Genomic DNA, 18,620 nt, shown 5'->3' on the forward strand with positions numbered 1-18,620 from the left:
CCCCTTACTGACCCGTCACCAGTCCGCCAAGGGTCCCGTACGTCACAGTCGGCGCCCGCGGAAGCGACGGCGCTCCCCGTGCGCCTCACGCTCCCCCGCGGGCGCGTCCGCGAGCCGTACGACGGGATCGTCCGGCCCCTCCCGCCCCGCGACGACCGGTTTGGCGGCGCGCTCCGCCTTGGCCTGGTACTGGGCGGCGTCGGCCAGCCGGAACAGCCGCCGGGCCGACCGCACCGGCCCGATGGGGTCCTCGGTGGAGGCGACCCCGCAGGCCACCCCCTCCCCGAGCTCCAACTCCGCGGCGCGGCGGCAGAGTTCGTCGGCCGCCTTGACGACCTCGTCGGCGGGCGGCCCGACCGCGAGCAGACAGAACTCGTCCCCGCCGAGCCGCGCGGCCAGCGTCCCCGGCAGCATCGCGCCGCACAGCGACAGCACGGACCCGAACCGTTCCAGGAGCCGGTCGCCGACGGCGTGCCCGAGGGTGTCGTTGACCCGCTTGAGCCCGTTGAGGTCGCAGACGACGAGGCTGACGACGACGCCCTCCCGCTTGTGCCGGTCGATGGCCTCGTCGAGCCGTACGTCCACGGCACGGCGGTTGGCCAGCCCGGTGAGGGCGTCGGTGAACGCCAGCCGCCGGGCCTCCTCCAACCGCTCCGCCTGCGCGATCCCGGCGGCGACGACGGCGGCCAGGACGGTGGCGAAATCGGCGTCGGCCCGGTCGAAGACGGGCTCACCGGCCGGGCGGGCGACGTACAGCTCACCCCAGGCCCGGCCGTTCAGCACGATCGGCGCGACGACACAACATCCGCGGCCTCTCCTGCGGAGGGCGGCGACGCGCTGATGGACATACCCCGGACGGCGCCCCGCGGCGGGCCCCTCGGCCGTCTCCACCCACGCGTTGGGCTCACCGCCGCCCGCCCAGCGCTCGTGCAGGAACTCGGTGATCTCCGGGAACTGGTGCACCGGGTAGGCCTCGGCGTCGGGGAACTCGTCCTCGTCGGGGGCGCGGTCCCCGACGTTGACGAGGACGCGGAGCCGGCCCAGCTCGCGTTCCCATACCGACAGGGCGGCGAAGCTGCCGCTCAGGGCGCGGCAGGCGCCGGTCGCTGCCGCGCGCCAGGCCTCGCGTGAGCCGTGGGCTGCGGCCATGCCCTGCGCCAGCGCGACGACTGCCGTGAGCCGCGTGTCCTCCGCCATTGCTCCAGGTTAGGGAGGTTTTGGGGGAAAAGGTGCGTTGGATGGGCGCCTGGGGTGACAGGGGCAGCGGCTTGTGGGGCGACTGACGGCCGGTGGGGGCTTGTCGCGCAGTTCCCCGCGCCCCTGAAAAGCCTTCTACTCGCCCGGCCATTCGGGCTTCCGCTTCTCATTGAATGCCGCTACGCCCTCCGCCCGATCCCCCGAGAACGCCACCGAGCGCCAGGCCGCGTCCTCCACCTCCAGGCCCGCGCGCAGGTCCAGCCCATGCCCCAGCCTCAGTGCCTTCTTCGCCGCCCTCAGGCCCACCGGGGAGTTCGCGGCGATCCGGGCGCCCAGCGCCAGTGCCTCCTCCCTGTCTCGACCCTCCTCCACCAACACATCCACCAGGCCCAGCTCCCGTGCCTCCGCGGCCTCCACTCGCCTCGCCGTGAAGATGAGTTCCGCCGCTCGGGACGCACCCACCCTGCGCGGCAGGAGCTGCGTTCCCCCGCCGCCCGGGATGACCCCGATCGACACCTCCGGCAGCCCTACCACCGCCGTACCGTCCGCCACGATCAGGTCGCAGGACAGGGCCAGCTCGAAGCCTCCGCCGAGCGCGAAGCCGTGGACGGCGGCGATGGTCGGGACGGGCAGTTCCAGTACGCCGGTGTAGGCGCCGCGCGCGACGGGTCGCTGTCGGACCAGATCGGCGTCCGTGAAGGAGTTCCGCTCCTTCAGGTCGGCGCCGACGCAGAACGCCCGCTCATGGGTGGACGTCACCACGACGGCCCGTACGTCCCTGTCGTCGCCCAGCGCGGCGCAGGCGGCGGCGACCGAGCGGGCCATCTCCGTCGACACGGCGTTCATGGCCTTCGGCCGGTCCAGGGCGAGTTCCGCAACGTGCCCGTGCCGCCGTACCAGCACGAACTCCCCGTACCGTTCCTCGCTCATGACACCCTCCAGTTAACGCGGGTTAACAGACTTCACCGGGCCCGATCATCGCAGCCCGGCCGGAGCGGCGGAAGAGCGGTCGGTTCCTGTATCGCCGCCCGACACCCCGTTCGAGTGACATCCCGCCCAACTCGGGCCCCTTCGCCCACGAGAGCGCATAGCGTGCGCTCCGCCACGGCGCATCGGGGGCGCGAGGGCATTGGGAGGGGTCGCCATGACGACGATGACGGACATGCACAAGGAGGCCACGGCTGCCGGGCTGTCGGTTCCCGACGCCGTACCGCAGCGTCTCTTCGGCTCACGCGGCCGGCACCGCCGTCCCCGGCCCCGCAAGATCCTGCTCGCCGTCGGAGGGCTGGCCGTCGCTGCCGGGGCGCTGAGCCTCGTCCGCATGGCTCCGGAGGGCGCCCTGGGCGGCGGCGGGCTCGGCACCGCGGAGGCCGAACCCCGCCTCGACGACCCGCACGCCGGTTCCGGCACGGACCGCGCGACCAACGCCGCGGCCACGCTCCCGGCGGCCCCGAAGGTGAGCCCGTCGGCGACCACGCCCATGGGTGGCGTGAGCCAAGTGCCGCTGCGGCCGTCGACACCGGCGCGGGTCGTGGCGTCGACCCCGGGCCCCACGACCATCCCGGACGCCCCGAACCCGACGACCGCGACCCCACAGCCGACGCCGACACCGACACCGACACCGTCTCCGGCACCGAGTCAGAACACGAGCACACCGCCACCGGCCCCGGCGACACCGACGCCGAGCCAGCCCACTGGCGGCGGTGGGGTGTGCGTTCCGGTGATCGGCCTGTGTGTAGGTCCGCTGGGTCGATAAACGCCCCAAGGGGCGCGGGGAACTGCGCGACCGGCCCCCACCCGCCCGCACTCGCCCGACAAGCCCCGGCGGCACATCCTCAGGCGGTCGCCTCACTCCGCCGAGTAAGCAACCAAGGCTCCACAACCCCAAGCCCTCGCACCGGCCGCTGCCACATCGGCTGGAGCGCGAAGCGGTACACCGGCGGCTCCTCGCCCTCCTTCTCCGCGGCGGCCGCCGCCTCGGCCGCCTCCGCCTCGGAGGCCGGCGCCTCGGCGGTACGGATCAGCTCCTGGGCGAAGTCGGTGTCGACGAGGACGGCGTCACGGGGAGCTATGGAGGTCAGCCGCGAGGCCAGATTCACGGTCGTACCGAACACATCGCCCATCCGGGTGGTGACCGTGCCGAAGGCGATGCCGACGCGCAGCTCGGGCATGGTCTCGTCGTTCGCCATGGTCTCGATGAGGCGCAGCGCGATCTCCGCGGCGACCCCCGCGTCGTCCGCGGCGTAGAGCACCTCGTCACCGAGGGTCTTGATGAGGCGCCCGCCGTGCGCGGCGACCAGGTCGGCGGCGGTGGTCTCGAAGGCCTCGACGAGCTCGCCGAGCTCCTCCTCCTCCATGCGCCGGGTCAGGCGCGTGAAGCCGACGAGGTCGGCGAAGCCGACCGCCAGGCGCCGGTCGACCATCTCCTCGTCGTCGGCCGCCTGCACCACCCGCCCCGCGGACGCGGCGAGCTGCCGGCGCCAGACGTAGACCAGGAACTCCTCCAGCTCGGGCAGGAGCAGCTCGATGATCGGGTACGTCACCTCGGTGCGGGTCATACCGGGCTCGGGCGGCTCGGTCAGCCCCTCCAGGAACGAGTCGATCTGCCACTCGGCCAGCCGGGCCGTGGTCTGCCCGGTGGACCGGGCCACCTGCACGGCCATCGCCTCACTGAGCAGCCCGGCCTCGACGAGACCGGCGAGGCGCCGCAGGGCGAGGACGTCCGCCTCGGTGAAGGCCTTGGCCTGTCCGACGTCGGCGAAGCCCATGGCCCGCCAGAAGCGGGTGGCCAGCTCCATGGAGACACCGGCGGTACGGGCCGCCTGAAAGGGCGTGTAACGCCGCTCCGCACCGAGGATCAGCGCTTCGAGACGCACGGCGAGCGGGTGCGGGTCCCCTCCGGGGTCGGCGCCGTTCGTGTCCGCGCCGGAACCCGTGTCGTCGACGGTCACGCCAGCTGCCCTTCCGATCTGTCACGGTCAGGTATCGACCGGCCTTCACTTTACGGCAGGTGTGCGGTAGCTCACTCCCGTGGAGCCGAAGGAGGGGGTGGTTGGGGGTGCGTGGTCGGCTGCGGCGCCATCGTGGCTGGTCGCGCCCCGCGGCGGAGCCGCTCATGTCACAGCCCCGCGCCCCTAAAAGCCTTCACGCTCACGCCGGCCGCAAGTGGACGATGTCTCCCGCACCCACCGGTTCCTGTACCCCGTTCTCCGTCGCGATCACAAGCCTGCCGTCCCCATCGACGGCCACCGCCTCTCCCGTGATCGAGCGATCGCCCGGCAGCTCGGCCCGTACCGTTCTCCCCAGCGTCGCGCATCCCGCCGCGTACGTCTCCTGGAGCCCGCTCACCGCCGGATCACCGCCGGCCGCCCGCCACCGCCCGTACCACTCCTCAAGGGCCCGCAGCACGCCCCGCAGCAGCGGATCCCGGTCCGTGCTCACGGCCCCCGCCAGTGCCAGCGAACCGGCCGCCGGCACCGGCAGCTCGTCCTCGCGCAGGGTGACGTTGATGCCGACGCCCACCACCACCCCGTCCTCCCCGGCCCGCTCGGCGAGAATCCCGCCCGCCTTGCGCTCCTGGCCCCCCACGGTCACCAGCAGGTCGTTCGGCCACTTGAGTGCCGTATCCACCCCCGCGGCCCGCGACAGCCCCGTGGCGACGGCCACGCCGGTCAGCAGCGGCAGCCAGCCCCAGCGGGACACCGGCACCTCCGCCGGCTTCAGCAGGACGGAGAAGAACAGCCCGGAGCGGGCCGGCGCGGTCCACTGGCGGTCGAGACGCCCCCGCCCGGCGGTCTGCTCCTCGGCGACGAGGACCGAGCCCTCCGCCGCCGCCCCCTTCGCGGCCAGGTTCACCAGGTCGTTGTTGGTGGATCCGGTGCTCTGCACCACGTCCACCTCGCGCCACAGCCCGCCCTCCCGCACCAGCCCACGCCGCAGCGCGGTGACGTTGAGCGGCGGACGGTCGAGGTCGGACCAGCGGTTGTCGTCTGAAGCATCGCGCGGCGTCATGCAAGCCACCCTAGGTGTGTCCTACGCCGCACTGCTGATGAGGAGGCCCCGCACTACTCTACGGATGAGTAACCGTCCCCCCTTTTGAGCAGGCAGGGAGCCGCGACCCGATGTCCGAGCCGGAAGAGATCGACATCCACACCACCGCGGGCAAGCTCGCGGACCTCCAGCGTCGTATCGACGAGGCGACGCACGCCGGCTCCGCACGTGCCGTGGAGAAGCAGCACGCCAAGGGCAAGTTGACGGCCCGTGAGCGGATCGAGCTGCTGCTCGACGAGGGCTCCTTCGTGGAGTTGGACGAGTTCGCGCGGCACCGCTCCACCAACTTCGGTCTGGAGAACAACCGCCCCTACGGGGACGGGGTCGTCACCGGGTACGGCACCGTCGACGGACGTCCTGTCGCCGTGTTCTCGCAGGACTTCACCGTCTTCGGCGGCGCCCTCGGCGAGGTCTACGGCCAGAAGATCGTCAAGGTCATGGACTTCGCGCTGAAGACCGGCTGTCCGGTCATCGGCATCAACGACTCCGGTGGCGCCCGGATCCAGGAGGGCGTCGCCTCGCTCGGCGCCTACGGCGAGATCTTCCGCCGCAACACCCACGCGTCCGGTGTGATCCCGCAGATCAGCCTGGTCGTGGGCCCGTGTGCGGGCGGCGCGGTCTACTCCCCCGCGATCACCGACTTCACCGTCATGGTCGACCAGACCTCGCACATGTTCATCACCGGCCCGGACGTCATCAAGACGGTCACCGGCGAGGACGTCGGCTTCGAGGAGCTGGGCGGGGCCAGGACCCACAACTCCGTCTCCGGCGTGGCCCATCACATGGCCGGCGACGAGAAGGACGCCATCGAGTACGTCAAGCAGCTGCTGTCGTACCTGCCGTCCAACAACCTCTCCGAGGCGCCGGTCTACCCGGAGGAGGCGGACCTCGACCTCAACGACGAGGACCGCGAGCTGGACACGATCGTGCCGGACAGCGCGAACCAGCCGTACGACATGCACACGGTGATCGAACACATCCTGGACGACGCCGAGTTCTTCGAGACGCAGGCGCTGTTCGCCCCGAACATCCTCACCGGCTTCGGGCGGGTGGAGGGCCACCCGGTCGGCATCGTCGCCAACCAGCCGATGCAGTTCGCCGGCTGCCTCGACATCACCGCGTCCGAGAAGGCCGCGCGCTTCGTGCGCACCTGCGACGCCTTCAACATCCCCGTCATCACCTTCGTCGACGTCCCCGGCTTCCTGCCGGGCGTCGACCAGGAGCACGACGGCATCATCCGCCGCGGCGCCAAGCTGATCTACGCCTACGCGGAGGCGACGGTCCCGCTGATCACCGTCATCACCCGCAAGGCCTTCGGTGGCGCCTACGACGTCATGGGCTCCAAGCACCTCGGCGCGGACATCAACCTCGCCTGGCCGACCGCGCAGATCGCCGTCATGGGCGCCCAGGGCGCGGTCAACATCCTGCACCGGCGCACCATCGCCGAGGCGGAGGCGGGCGGCGAGGACCTGGAGGTGGTGCGCGCCCGGCTGATCCGCGAGTACGAGGACACGCTCCTCAACCCCTACATCGCGGCCGAGCGCGGCTACGTCGACTCCGTGATCATGCCGTCCGACACCCGCCGCCATGTGGTCCGCGGCCTGCGCCAGCTGCGCACCAAGCGGGAGTCCCTGCCCCCGAAGAAGCACGGCAACATCCCCCTGTAAGGAGACGCTGTGAACATCAAGGTCGTACGGGGCAACCCCACCCCCGAGGAGCTCGCCGCCGCCCTGGCGGTGGTCCGAGCCCGCGCCGCGGCGGCAGCGCAGACGCCGTCCGGCGCCCCCGAACAGCGGGACGGGTGGTCGGACCCGTCCCGCATCGCGACACGCCGCCTGCCCCAGCCTGGGCCCAGTACGTGGGCCCGCACTTACTGGCCGAGCTAGCTGCACCCACCCAGGGGCGCGGGGCTGTATCGATATGCGGCTCCGCCGCGTGGCCGCGACCAGCCCCCACGGCCCGCAGCTACAAACAACCCAACACGGCTTCGGCCATCACCGCATACCCCTCGTCATTGGGGTGCAGATGATCACCGAAGTCATACGCGGGGTGCAGCCGATCCGGATCCCCCGGATCGGCCATCACCCGTTGCAGATCCACCACCTCACTGAACTCCCCCGCGCCCCGAATCCACTCGTTGACCTCGTGACTCACCTTCGCCGCACGCTCCCCCCAGTGGTCCGAGCCCCCGAACGGCAGCAAGGTCCCCCCGACGACCCTCAGCCCCCGCGCCTGCCGTATCAACTCCCGATACCCGGCGATGAGTTCATCCGCCTCCACCACCGGCGAGGGCTTGTACGTAGGCTGCTCGTCCGTCTCGCTGAACCCGATGTCGTTCAGCCCGAGCAGCACCACGACCGTGTCCACGCCGGTCAGCCCGAGGACATCCCGCCCGAACCGCCGGACCCCCCTCTCCCCGTACCACGCGGAGTCGTTGAGCAGGAGGTTCCCGCCGATCCCGGCGTTGAGCACGGGCCGCCCGGTCAGCCGGGCCAGCGCGTCCGACCACCGCCGGTCCGCGTCCACGGTCGACCCGAACCCGTCGGTGAGGGAGTCCCCGAACAGCACCACCCCGTCACTGCGACCGGCGTCGACCTCCACGGCGCTCAGGAAGTACCAGGACTCGCTCACGGCATCGAAGCCCTCGGCACTGTCCAGCAGATCCCCCTCGCCCCGCCGGCTCGTCGCGAAGGCCTGCGCATGGAACGTAGCCGGTCCGGTCACCGCCTCGAAGTACAGCGTGACGGCCACCGACTCCCCCGCGCCGACGGCCAGTTGAGCGGGGTCGCTGACGACCTCGCTCCGCGCCGGGATCGCCACGTCACGGGCGCCCCCGAAGCTCAGCCGCCGCCCGCCGACGCTCGCCCCGGCGACCCGCACGGGCGAGGTGCCGTACGCGTTCGACAGCCGTATCCGCACCCGTTCCCCGCCCCCGCTCAGCCGCACGACCTGGCGCAGGGACTGGCGCCAGAAGCCCTCGCGGGACCAGTTGGGGGTGAAGCCTTCGCTCGGGAGCTGGGGGGAAGCAGCCCAGACAGTGGTGAACACAGCGGCACGACCCTTCAAACGGGACCATAGTTCCTTTAACAACAGACACACTAACGGAACCGCAGACCCTTTTGGTGAAGTTGAGTACGCGTACTCAGGCGCCGCCCCACCCCCGCGGCGCACGCTGGACCCATGCTCTGGTCCGACCCCGAGAACGAACCGCCCAAGGAACTGCGCGACATGCAGGACATGTTGCGGAGACTGGGACTGTTCCTGGCGTTGGCCATGGTGCTGGCGATGATCGTGCTCGGCACGAAGTGACGGGCGCCGATACCCTGACCGCATGACTGCTCAGCCACGCCGCCGACTCGTCCTCGCCTCCCAGTCCCCCGCCCGGCTGAATCTGCTGCGGCAGGCCGGACTGGCGCCCGAGGTGATCGTGAGCGGTGTCGACGAGGACGCCGTCAGCGCCCCCACCCCGGCCGAACTGGCACTCGCGCTCGCCGAGGCGAAGGCCTCCGTGGTGTCGGCGAAGCCCGAGGTCAAGGGCGCGATCGTGATCGGCTGCGACTCGGTGCTCGACCTCGACGGCGAGGCGCTCGGCAAGCCCGCGGACGCCGAGGAGGCCACCGCCCGCTGGAAGGCCATGCGCGGGCGCGCGGGCACGCTCCAGACCGGCCACTGCGTCTACGACACCGTCTCCGGCCGGTATGTCTCCGCCGTCGCCTCGACCGTCGTCCGCTTCGGCGAGCCCAGCGACGAGGAGATCGCCGCCTACGTCGCCTCCGGCGAACCCCTCTACGTCGCCGGGGCGTTCACCCTCGACGGCCGCAGCGCGCCGTTCATCGACGGCATCGACGGCGACCACGGCAACGTGATCGGCATCAGCCTGCCCCTCGTCCGGAAGCTGCTGGCCGAACTGGGCGTCGGGATCACGGAGTTGTGGGCGCCGGCGGAGAACTGACCGGAACGGCGTCCTCCTTGGGCTGCTGAGGACGGTCGTACGTCATCAGGAGCAGCACGATCAGTGCCAGTACGACGACCATGAACCCGAACTGGGCCGGGCCCAGCAGACCCCACGCGAACGCGCCCAGCAGGGCGTGCACCACGGCCGCGCTGATCAGCAGGATGCGCCCGAAGCCGGCCGGGGCGCGGTCGCGCAGGGCGACCAGCAGCGCCACCAGTCCGCAGAAGGCGAAGTAGAGGCCGAAGACGACGCCGCCGATCTTCGAGGAGATCGACATCATGTCGGGGTCGAGGCCGGCCAGGGACATGTCCTGACGGTCGACGACCACCCCGAGGAACCAGTTGACCGCCGCGATCCCGAGTGCCTCCGCGAAGAGGACTATCGCCACGATCCACGCCACCGGCCTGCGCACCACCGGCCCCCACCCACTCTCAAGCCGAGCCCTGGTTACTCCAAGTACGTTCGATACAGCCCGAACGCTACTAACGGGTAAACCGTGGGACAAGGGTTCTGCGGACGGCAAAGAATCATTGGGCCATTCGTAGGGACTCCACAAAGAAACGGAGTGGCCCGCAGCACGTGGTGACAGAGACCTTGACCACAAGGGAGGGCTAGGGTTTCCCGGAGGAGTCCTGCGTACCGAAGCGCGACAAGGGATTTCACGGGTCGAGCGAGCCTCGAATCACGCTCCGTGTGGGCAAGCTCACCATTGGGGACGGGTCGAAGTGCCGTGTCGGCAGTCCCTAAACTCGGCTTGTTTCAAGGAGGGAGCCTCAATCGTGCGCAAGGTGCTCATCGCCAACCGTGGCGAAATCGCTGTCCGCGTGGCCCGGGCCTGCCGGGATGCCGGTATCGCGAGCGTGGCCGTATACGCCGACCCGGACCGGGACGCTCTGCATGTCCGCGCCGCGGATGAGGCGTTCGCCCTGGGCGGTGACACCCCGGCGACCAGTTATCTGGTGATCGACAAGATCCTGAACGCGGCCCGGGAGTCCGGGGCCGACGCCATCCACCCCGGCTACGGCTTCCTGTCCGAGAACGCCGAGTTCGCGCAGGCGGTCCTGGACGCGGGCCTGATCTGGATCGGCCCGCCGCCGCAGGCCATCCGCGACCTCGGTGACAAGGTCGCCGCCCGGCACATCGCCCAGCGCGCGGGCGCGCCGCTGGTCGCCGGTACGCCGGACCCCGTCTCCGGGGCCGACGAGGTCGTGGCGTTCGCCGAGCAGCACGGCCTGCCGATCGCCATCAAGGCCGCCTTCGGTGGCGGTGGCCGTGGTCTGAAGGTCGCCCGGACGCTGGAAGAGGTCCCGGAGCTGTACGAGTCGGCGGTCCGTGAGGCCGTCGCCGCGTTCGGCCGGGGCGAGTGCTTCGTCGAGCGCTACCTCGACAAGCCGCGGCACGTGGAGACGCAGTGCCTGGCCGACAGCCACGGCAACGTGGTCGTCGTGTCCACGCGTGACTGCTCGCTCCAGCGCCGCCACCAGAAGCTGGTCGAGGAGGCGCCCGCGCCGTTCCTCTCCGACGCCCAGGTCGCCGAGCTGTACGCGTCGTCGAAGGCCATCCTCAAGGAGGCCGGGTACGTCGGGGCGGGCACGGTCGAGTTCCTGGTCGGCATGGACGGCACGATCTCCTTCCTGGAGGTCAACACCCGTCTCCAGGTGGAGCACCCGGTCACCGAGGAGGTCGCCGGCATCGACCTGGTGCGCGAGATGTTCCGTATCGCCGACGGCGAGGAGCTCGGCTACGGCGACCCGGAGCTGCGCGGCCATTCCTTCGAGTTCCGCATCAACGGCGAGGACCCGGGCCGCAACTTCCTCCCGGCCCCCGGCACGGTCACCACGTTCGCCCCGCCGACCGGCCCGGGCGTCCGCCTGGACGCGGGCGTCGAGTCCGGCAGCGTGATCGGCCCGGCGTGGGACTCCCTGCTGGCCAAGCTGATCGTCACCGGTGCCACCCGTGAGCAGGCGCTCCAGCGAGCCGCCCGCGCCCTGGAGGAGTTCCAGGTCGAGGGCATGGCGACGGCGATCCCGTTCCACCGCGCAGTGGTCAAGGACCCGGCGTTCGCCCCCGAACTCACCGGCTCCGCCGACCCGTTCACGGTCCACACCCGCTGGATCGAGACCGAGTTCGTCAACGAGATCAAGCCCTTCGCCGCCCCCACCGACGCGGAGGCGGACGAGGACGACAAGGACCGCGAGACGATCGTGGTCGAGGTCGGCGGCAAGCGCCTCGAGGTCTCCCTGCCGTCCTCGCTCGGCATGACGCTGGCCCGCACCGGTCTCGCGGCGGGCGCCAAGCCCAAGCGCCGCGCGGCCAAGAAGTCCGGCCCCGTCGCCTCCGGCGACACCCTCGCCTCCCCGATGCAGGGCACGATCGTCAAGATCGCCGTCGAGGAGGGCCAGGAGGTCAAGGAGGGCGACCTGGTCGTCGTCCTGGAGGCCATGAAGATGGAGCAGCCGCTCAACGCGCACCGCTCCGGCACCATCAAGGGCCTGTCCGCCGAGGTCGGCGCGTCGATCACGTCCGGCGCGGCGATCTGCGAGATCAAGGACTGAGCAGGTCCTCACGGCATACCGGGGCGCCCGGCGGACTGGAGCAGTCAGTCCGCCGGGCGCCCCGTTTCCTTCTCCCCCGAGGCAGTGGTCTACGAGGGGCTGCGGACCCATCCCGTGCCATGGCACACGAAGGCGAGGGCCGCGTAGCCGAAGGCCACGGCGAGCATCACGAACGACAGCACGGTCACCGGGCCGACGCCGGTCGCGTAGCCAGCGACGTTGAACGGCATGGACAGGATCAGCAGCCAGGCGGCCCACGCCGGGACGGTCCGGCCGCGCAGCAGCGCGACGCCGAGCAGGACGGCGCCGACGACATGGGCGGCGATGAAGTAGAGGACGGGGACACCCACCGCGGGCAGATCGTTGGTCCCCGTGGCCACCTTCGCGAGGGTGGCCACGTCGACTCCCTTGTCGAACGCGCCGAGGGCGACGGTGTCCAGCGACGGGGTCGCGGTGATCGCGAGCAGCCCGGTGCCGAAGAGGACCGAGCCCCACAGGCCGAGCCGGGCGGACCGCGCGGTGGCCAGCATCCCGACGGCGACCAGACCGGGGGCAAGGACGACGGTCCCGACCGTCCACAGCCACACGGACACCTCGGTGGCGCCCTGGTGGGCGGCGATCACCCGGGCGATCTCGTCGGCGTCGGCGTTGGTGTCGTACGGGCTGATCAGGAACGCCGCCGCGAACAGCAGCGGCCCCAGTACGGCCGCGACCGCCGCGAGCCGCCGTGCGGTCCCGGCGGGCGCCGGCTCGGTGGTGGTGGGCGGGTGTGACGACGTAGTGGCCATGGAAGTCCCCCTGAGGTCGCGTCTTTTCACAGCGCCTCAGGCCAGTGAACCGAGCGGACCCGGCCGGTGACCATCCGTCAATTCTGAGGGTTGCGGCGGCCGGTCCTCGGGCGGTCAGTCGGTCAGCAGCCCCAGGTCCCGCCCTCGCCGCAGTAGCGCCGCCGTGTGCCCCGCCTCCAACTTCCGGTGCAGGGAGGCGATATAGCCGCGCACGGTGGTCGGCGAGAGCCCCATCCGCCGGGCCGCCTCCGTCGCCGTACGGCCGTCATGGAGGTGGCGCAGGGTCCGGTGCTCCTGCTCGGTCACACCGAACAGTCGGGCGGCGGCCCGGCCTCGGGCGAGGTCGCGGAGAAGCACCAACGCGGGCGACTCGGGCGCGGCCGGCGGCACGGGCCACACCTCGACGTCCCGGACGGTGAAACGGTGCTCGTGGCCGAGCCGGGGATCGTCGCGTACGACGGTCAGCAGGTCGGCGGCGAGCGCGTTCAGCGGCTGGGCCCGCCCGTCCTCACCCCGTACCGCGACACCCCACCCATGACTCGCGGCGAGGGCCAGCGCGGCGGCGGAGAACGCGAGCAGCCGCTGCCGGTCGGCCAAGCGCCGCTCCACTCCGGCGAGTTGCAGCTGGGCGAAGCCGAGCAGATCGCGTTCCCGTTCACTGAAGTCGGCGCCGGACCTGACCAGCGCGTACCCCTCGACCGCGCCCTCCCCGGCACCGGCCGTCGCCACCAGATGCCGGCGCAGCCCGAAGGGCCGGAAGTCCAGATTGAAGCAGTGGGTACGCCGCCACTGCCGGTCCCCGGCGACATCGCTGACCCGCCAGGCCGCCGACGTGGGCGTCTCCAGCATGATCTCGGTGAGCGGGTGGTCCAGGGGATGGTCGTAGATCACCCTCGGGTCGGCATGGAAGGAGTTTTCGGGCACGGACAGGGCGGACACCCCGGCCCCGTCGACGGAGAGCCGGTACGCCTGCCCCGCGTCCGCCGGGATCAACTCCATCAGCGCCCCCAGCGCCCGCCCCCGCAACTCCCGCTCCGACCCGGCGTCTTCCAGCTCACCCGCGATCCCGAGCACCCGCCGCACATCCGCACCGGCGATCTCCATACGCACTCTCCCGGCGCCGCTCTCGCCCTGAGAAGTCCTGAGATGTCAGGGGAAACCCCGAGAAAGGCTCTCCCGAGAAGAAGGTACGGCCTCAGCGCACCCCGGCAAGCCCGGTCGGCCGTCTCCGATGGCATCCTGGGGGCATACCGGGGGCGTGCGAGAGGGCAGGTGGGAGCCATGGTGAGCGCGATCTCAGGGGAGACCGCGGAGAACCGGGAGGCCACGGCGGCCCCCGCACCGACCCGCGCCATGCGCGCCGACGCCCGCCGCAACTACGAGCGCCTCCTCACCGAGGCCCGCTCGGCCTTCGCCACGCACGGCGCGGAGGCGTCCCTGGAGGACGTGGCAAGACGCGCGGGCGTCGGCATCGGCACCCTCTACCGCCACTTCCCCAACCGCAACGCCCTGCTGAGCGCGGTCTTCGAGGACGCGGTGGCCGATCTGCTGGCGCGCTCACGCGAGCTGCTGGCCGACCCCAACCCTTGCGCGGCCCTGGTGACCTGGCTGCGCGAGATCGTCACGCATGCGAGCGAATACCGGGGCCTGGCAAGGCAGTTGATGTCGGTGACATCCGACGACACGTCGGCACTGGCACGGTGCAGCGACCCGATCAGGGAGGCGGGCAGCGCGCTACTGGCGAGAGCACAGGAGGCGGGCGCGGTACGCGGAGACGTGGCCATCACCGACCTCCTCCAACTGACCCATGCGATCGCACTGGCGGCGGAGGAGAGCCCGGGGGACGAGGACTTGGCGGACAGGTTGTTGCAACTAACGCTGCGGGGACTTACTTAGGGGCGCGGGGAACTGCGCGACCAGCCACATACGGCCTGCACTCGCGCACTCACACGAACCCCTACGGCGACTAGGCATCGGCCCTTCAACGCCGCCGCATATCCGCAACCCGCGCCCGCTGCTGCTCAGCCCCCGGCGCCTCAGACGTCAACGTCCGAAGCCCCGCCCCCGGAACCTGCCCCCGCCGAGGCCCCGGCAGGGCCACGTCACGGCGAGCTTGGCGCGGGGGGACGGAATCACCCGAGCCCCCCGAACCCCCCGAGTTTCCCGACGCCCCCGCGACAGCGATCTGCACACCCTGATCGGCCAGCGCCTGCAACTCCGTGCCGGCGCGGTCGTCATGAGCCGGCGGCTCATCCGTCACCAGCCGCGTGATCACATCGGTGGGCACGGTCTGGAACATGGTGTCCGCACCGAGCTTGGTGTGATCGGCGAGCACCACGACCTCCGCAGCGGCCTGCACCAACGCCCGGTCGACGGACGCCGACAGCATGTTGGACGTGGACAGCCCGCGCTCGGCGGTGAGACCACTGCCGGACAGGAAGGCCCGCGACACCCGCAGCCCCTGCAGGGACTGCTCCGCGCCGGAACCGACCAGCGCGTAGTTGGAGCCCCGCAGCGTGCCGCCGGTCATCACTACTTCCACCCGGTTGGCATGGGCCAACGCCTGAGCCACCAACAGGGAGTTGGTGACGACGGTCAGCCCGGGTACGCGAGCGAGCCGGCGGGCCAGCTCCTGTGTCGTCGTACCCGCCCCGACCACGATGGCTTCGCCTTCTTCGACGAAGTTCGCGGCGAGGTCGGCGATGGCCGTCTTCTCGGCGGTCGCGAGATGCGATTTCTGCGGAAAGCCGGACTCCCGCGTGAACCCGCCCGGCAATACCGCACCGCCATGTCGGCGGTCGAGGAGTCCTTCTGCCTCCAGTGCGCGCACGTCCCGCCGTACGGTCACTTCGGAGGTCTGGACGACGCGGGCGAGCTCACGGAGCGACACGGCCCCGTTCGCTCGCACCATTTCGAGGATCAATTGGCGACGTTCTGCAGCGAACACGAAACTGACAGTAACGCGGACGACCGTCTGCTTTCAGCAGTATGCGCCGAATAAACGAAGTTGTTCGCACGGCAGAGTCGGAAGTGGTATAGGGCCTAATCGCCCCGACTATGCCGCACGAATGGTCGACAACTCCCTGTGACCAGCGGGGAGTCGGTTTCGGCCGTCAGGCGCCGCCGGTTTCCTTCCGGGTGTGGAGCTGTCGCGCCACCTCGGCGATCGACCCCGAAAGGGAGGGGTACACGGTGAACGCGTTCGCGATCTGTTCGACGGTCAGGTTGTTGTCGACCGCGATCGAGATCGGATGGATCAGTTCCGAAGCGCGCGGCGCGACGACCACACCGCCGACCACGATGCCCGTGCCGGGGCGGCAGAAGATCTTGACGAAGCCGTCGCGGATGCCCTGCATCTTGGCGCGCGGGTTGCGCAGCAGGGGCAGCTTCACGACCCGGGCGTCGATCTTGCCCGCGTCGACGTCGGCCTGGGTGTAGCCGACGGTCGCGATCTCCGGGTCGGTGAAGACGTTGGAGGAGACGGTCTTGAGGTTCAGCGGGGCCACCGCGTCGCCCAGGAAGTGGTACATGGCGATACGGCCCTGCATGGCGGCGACGGACGCGAGGGCGAAGACGCCGGTCACGTCGCCGGCGGCGTACACACCGGGAGCCGTCGTCCTGGAGACCTTGTCGGTCCAGATGTGCCCGGAGTCGCGCAGCCTGACGCCGGCCTCCTCCAGACCGAGGCCCGCGCTGTTGGGGATGGCGCCGACGGCCATGAGGCAGTGGGTGCCGGAGATGACACGGCCGTCGGAGAGGGTGACCTCGACCCGGTCGCCGACCCGCTTGGCGGCGGCGGCGCGGGAGCGGGCCATGACGTTCATGCCGCGGCGGCGGAAGACGTCCTCCAGGACGGCGGCGGCGTCCGGGTCCTCGCCGGGCAGCACGCGGTCGCGCGAGGAGACGAGCGTGACCTTGGACCCCAGCGCCTGATAGGCGCCGGCGAACTCGGCGCCCGTCACACCGGAACCGACCACGATGAGCTCTTCCGGCAGCTCGGTGAGGTCGTAGACCTGCGTCCAGTTGAAGATGCGCTCGCCGTCGGGCAGCGCGTCGGGCACCTCGCGGGGGTGGCCGCCGGTCGCGATGAGGACGGCGTCGGCGACGAGGGTCTCCTCGGTGCCGTCGGCGGTGCTGACGATCACCTTGCGGGAGCCGTCGAGGCCCTGCATGCCCTCCAGACGGCCACGGCCGCGCATGACCCGGGCGCCGGCGCGGGTGACGGAGGCGGTGATGTCGTGGGACTGGGCGAGGGCGAGCCGCTTGACTCGCCGGTTGACCTTCCCCAGGTCCACCCCCACGACCCGGGCGGCCTGCTCCAGGGGCGGGGTGTCGTCGGCCACGATGATGCCGAGCTCTTCGTACGACGAGTCGAAGGTGGTCATCACCTCGGCCGTAGCGATAAGGGTCTTCGACGGCACGCAGTCGGTCAGCACCGACGCTCCGCCCAGACCGTCGCAGTCGACGACGGTCACCTCCGCGCCGAGCTGCGCCGCGACCAGCGCCGCTTCGTATCCGCCGGGTCCGCCACCGATGATCACGATCCGAGTCACGTACTCCATTGTCCCGCACGCTTCAAGGTGCTACTGCCCGGGGGGCCGCCCGAGACGGCACTGTTACGGGAGTGACGCCGGATGCCGCTGCCGTACCCTCTCCTGCATGTCGCTCTACGCCGCCTACGCCGGCAATCTCGACGCCCGGCTGATGACGCGCCGCGCTCCGCACTCGCCGCTGCGCGCCACGGGCTGGCTGAACGGCTGGCGGCTCACCTTCGGCGGCGAGCAGATGGGCTGGGAGGGCGCCCTCGCCACCCTCGTCGAGGACCCCCTCTCCCAGGTCTTCGTCGCGCTGTACGACCTCGCCCCGCCGGACGAGGAGTCCATGGACCGGTGGGAGGGCGTCGGTCTCGGCATCTACCGCCGAATGCGGGTACGGGTGCACACGCTCGACACCGAGGAGTCGGCGTGGGTGTACGTCCTCGACGCCTACGAGGGCGGGCTGCCCTCGGCCCGGTACCTCGGCGAGATCGCGGACGCGGCCGAATCGGCGGGCGCGCCGCACGACTATGTGATGGAACTGCGCAAGCGTCCCTGCTGAAGCGCGCGTCACCGCTCTCGTTGGAAACGACAAGACAACGATCGCCATCCCGTTCGCTCTGTCATCTACGCGCGTAGGCCCAGACCAGCTACGCTCATCCGCGTGAACGCATCTCTTCTTCCGGACGACATCCAGGGCGACCCGCACGCCGCCGCCGACGCCGCCGCCGCGCGCCTGCGCGAACTGACCGGCGCCGAGACCCACGACGTCGCCCTCGTGATGGGCTCCGGCTGGGCGCCGGCCGTGGACGCCCTCGGCGCTCCCGACGCCGAGTTCCAGGTCACCGAGCTGCCCGGGTTCCCGCCGCCGGCGGTCGAGGGCCACGGCGGCAAGATCCGCTCGTACCAGATGGGCGAGAAGCGGGCGCTGGTCTTCCTGGGCCGCACGCACTACTACGAGGGCCGCGGCGTGGCGGCGGTCGCGCACGGCGTCCGTACGGCGGTGGCGGCGGGCTGCAAGACCATCGTCCTCACCAACGGCTGCGGTGGTCTGCGCGAGGGCATGCGCCCCGGTCAGCCGGTCCTGATCAGCGACCACATCAACCTCACGGCTACCTCCCCGATCGTCGGCGCGAACTTCGTCGACCTGACGGACCTCTACTCGCCTCGGCTGCGCGCCCTGTGCAAGGAGATCGACCCCACCCTCGAAGAGGGCGTGTACGCCCAGTTCCCCGGCCCGCACTACGAGACCCCGGCCGAGATCCGCATGGCCCGCGTGATCGGCGCGGACCTGGTCGGCATGTCGACGGTGCTGGAAGCCATCGCGGCGCGTGAGGCCGGCGCGGAGGTGCTCGGCATCTCCCTGGTGACGAACCTCGCGGCGGGCATGACGGGCGAGCCCCTGAACCACGAAGAGGTCCTCCAGGCGGGCCGGGATTCGGCGACCCAGATGGGCGCCCTCCTGGCCCAGGTGCTGGGCCGCATCTGACCGTCCCAGGGGGCTCCGCCCCCTGGACCCCCGACTGCCCACCACACCCAC

The 18,620-nt window shown here is 71.1% G+C and carries 19 protein-coding genes; 9 read left to right on the forward strand and 10 right to left on the reverse strand.

What is annotated here, in order from left to right:
• Nucleotides 1-42 precede the first annotated feature (42 nt).
• On the reverse strand, nt 43-1,197 hold the full coding sequence (locus OG885_RS17235) for a diguanylate cyclase domain-containing protein (RefSeq protein ID WP_405732073.1): 1,155 nt from the start codon (nt 1,195-1,197) through the stop codon (nt 43-45).
• A gap of 135 nt (nt 1,198-1,332) precedes the next feature.
• Nucleotides 1,333-2,127, reverse strand: a complete 795-nt coding sequence (locus tag OG885_RS17240) for an enoyl-CoA hydratase/isomerase family protein (protein ID WP_405732076.1) — start codon at nt 2,125-2,127, stop codon at nt 1,333-1,335.
• Between the two features lie 214 nt (nt 2,128-2,341).
• Between OG885_RS17240 and OG885_RS17245 the strand changes: the two genes are divergently transcribed.
• A complete protein-coding gene (locus OG885_RS17245) occupies nt 2,342-2,953 on the forward strand; it encodes a hypothetical protein (RefSeq protein ID WP_405732079.1) in 612 nt (203 codons plus the stop codon).
• Between the two features lie 79 nt (nt 2,954-3,032).
• Here OG885_RS17245 and OG885_RS17250 read toward each other — a convergent pair whose 3' ends face one another.
• Both OG885_RS17250 and OG885_RS17255 read right to left on the reverse strand, forming a co-directional pair.
• The gene (locus OG885_RS17250; RefSeq protein ID WP_405732082.1) at nt 3,033-4,148 is read right to left on the reverse strand and encodes an adenylate/guanylate cyclase domain-containing protein; all 1,116 of its coding nucleotides are present in this window, start codon (nt 4,146-4,148) and stop codon (nt 3,033-3,035) included.
• A gap of 199 nt (nt 4,149-4,347) precedes the next feature.
• Entirely contained in the window at nt 4,348-5,208 is an 861-nt protein-coding gene (locus OG885_RS17255) for a biotin--[acetyl-CoA-carboxylase] ligase (RefSeq protein ID WP_405732085.1), read from the reverse strand.
• A gap of 110 nt (nt 5,209-5,318) precedes the next feature.
• Here OG885_RS17255 and OG885_RS17260 point away from each other — a divergent pair, with 110 nt between their 5' ends.
• Nucleotides 5,319-6,914, forward strand: coding sequence for an acyl-CoA carboxylase subunit beta (locus tag OG885_RS17260; RefSeq protein WP_405732088.1), 1,596 nt, complete (start codon nt 5,319-5,321; stop codon nt 6,912-6,914).
• Nucleotides 6,915-6,923: 9 nt separating this feature from the next.
• The gene (locus OG885_RS17265; protein WP_399949002.1) at nt 6,924-7,133 is read left to right on the forward strand and encodes an acyl-CoA carboxylase subunit epsilon; all 210 of its coding nucleotides are present in this window, start codon (nt 6,924-6,926) and stop codon (nt 7,131-7,133) included.
• Between the two features lie 79 nt (nt 7,134-7,212).
• Here OG885_RS17265 and OG885_RS17270 read toward each other — a convergent pair whose 3' ends face one another.
• Nucleotides 7,213-8,295: an SGNH/GDSL hydrolase family protein gene (locus OG885_RS17270; RefSeq protein ID WP_405732092.1), complete on the reverse strand. Its 1,083-nt coding sequence runs from the start codon at nt 8,293-8,295 to the stop codon at nt 7,213-7,215.
• A 132-nt stretch (nt 8,296-8,427) separates the two neighbouring features.
• Here OG885_RS17270 and mmpB point away from each other — a divergent pair, with 132 nt between their 5' ends.
• Both mmpB and OG885_RS17280 read left to right on the forward strand, forming a co-directional pair.
• Complete coding sequence (gene mmpB / locus OG885_RS17275; protein ID WP_405732095.1) at nt 8,428-8,556, forward strand: morphogenic membrane protein MmpB; 129 nt, start codon at nt 8,428-8,430, stop codon at nt 8,554-8,556.
• A 22-nt stretch (nt 8,557-8,578) separates the two neighbouring features.
• Nucleotides 8,579-9,199, forward strand: coding sequence for a Maf family protein (locus OG885_RS17280; RefSeq protein WP_405732097.1), 621 nt, complete (start codon nt 8,579-8,581; stop codon nt 9,197-9,199).
• Here OG885_RS17280 and OG885_RS17285 read toward each other — a convergent pair.
• Complete coding sequence (locus OG885_RS17285) at nt 9,168-9,617, reverse strand: hypothetical protein (RefSeq protein ID WP_405732100.1); 450 nt, start codon at nt 9,615-9,617, stop codon at nt 9,168-9,170. The two genes, OG885_RS17280 and OG885_RS17285, sit on opposite strands and share 32 nt — an antisense overlap.
• A gap of 364 nt (nt 9,618-9,981) precedes the next feature.
• Here OG885_RS17285 and OG885_RS17290 point away from each other — a divergent pair, with 364 nt between their 5' ends.
• A complete protein-coding gene (locus tag OG885_RS17290) occupies nt 9,982-11,757 on the forward strand; it encodes an acetyl/propionyl/methylcrotonyl-CoA carboxylase subunit alpha (RefSeq protein WP_405732103.1) in 1,776 nt (591 codons plus the stop codon).
• A gap of 89 nt (nt 11,758-11,846) precedes the next feature.
• Here the strand turns inward: OG885_RS17290 and OG885_RS17295 are convergent, their stop codons facing one another.
• Both OG885_RS17295 and OG885_RS17300 read right to left on the reverse strand, forming a co-directional pair.
• Entirely contained in the window at nt 11,847-12,545 is a 699-nt protein-coding gene (locus OG885_RS17295; RefSeq protein WP_405732106.1) for a hypothetical protein, read from the reverse strand.
• A 114-nt stretch (nt 12,546-12,659) separates the two neighbouring features.
• Complete coding sequence (locus OG885_RS17300; protein WP_405732109.1) at nt 12,660-13,649, reverse strand: response regulator transcription factor; 990 nt, start codon at nt 13,647-13,649, stop codon at nt 12,660-12,662.
• Between the two features lie 177 nt (nt 13,650-13,826).
• Between OG885_RS17300 and OG885_RS17305 the strand changes: the two genes are divergently transcribed.
• Nucleotides 13,827-14,441: a TetR/AcrR family transcriptional regulator gene (locus OG885_RS17305; protein ID WP_405732112.1), complete on the forward strand. Its 615-nt coding sequence runs from the start codon at nt 13,827-13,829 to the stop codon at nt 14,439-14,441.
• Nucleotides 14,442-14,526: 85 nt separating this feature from the next.
• Here OG885_RS17305 and OG885_RS17310 read toward each other — a convergent pair whose 3' ends face one another.
• Nucleotides 14,527-15,492, reverse strand: coding sequence for a DeoR/GlpR family DNA-binding transcription regulator (locus tag OG885_RS17310; protein WP_405732115.1), 966 nt, complete (start codon nt 15,490-15,492; stop codon nt 14,527-14,529).
• Nucleotides 15,493-15,658: 166 nt separating this feature from the next.
• Nucleotides 15,659-17,107, reverse strand: coding sequence for an NAD(P)H-quinone dehydrogenase (locus tag OG885_RS17315; protein WP_399949014.1), 1,449 nt, complete (start codon nt 17,105-17,107; stop codon nt 15,659-15,661).
• A gap of 97 nt (nt 17,108-17,204) precedes the next feature.
• Between OG885_RS17315 and OG885_RS17320 the strand changes: the two genes are divergently transcribed.
• A complete protein-coding gene (locus tag OG885_RS17320; RefSeq protein WP_405732118.1) occupies nt 17,205-17,642 on the forward strand; it encodes a gamma-glutamylcyclotransferase in 438 nt (145 codons plus the stop codon).
• Between the two features lie 102 nt (nt 17,643-17,744).
• Nucleotides 17,745-18,569 (forward strand): purine-nucleoside phosphorylase, encoded by an 825-nt coding sequence (locus OG885_RS17325; protein ID WP_329335416.1) that lies wholly within the window; start codon nt 17,745-17,747, stop codon nt 18,567-18,569.
• The last annotated feature ends 51 nt before the right edge of the window (nt 18,570-18,620 follow it).

Origin of the sequence: Streptomyces sp. NBC_00028, assembly GCF_045041065.1 — a bacterium.
Taxonomy (GTDB): Bacteria; Actinomycetota; Actinomycetes; order Streptomycetales; family Streptomycetaceae; genus Streptomyces.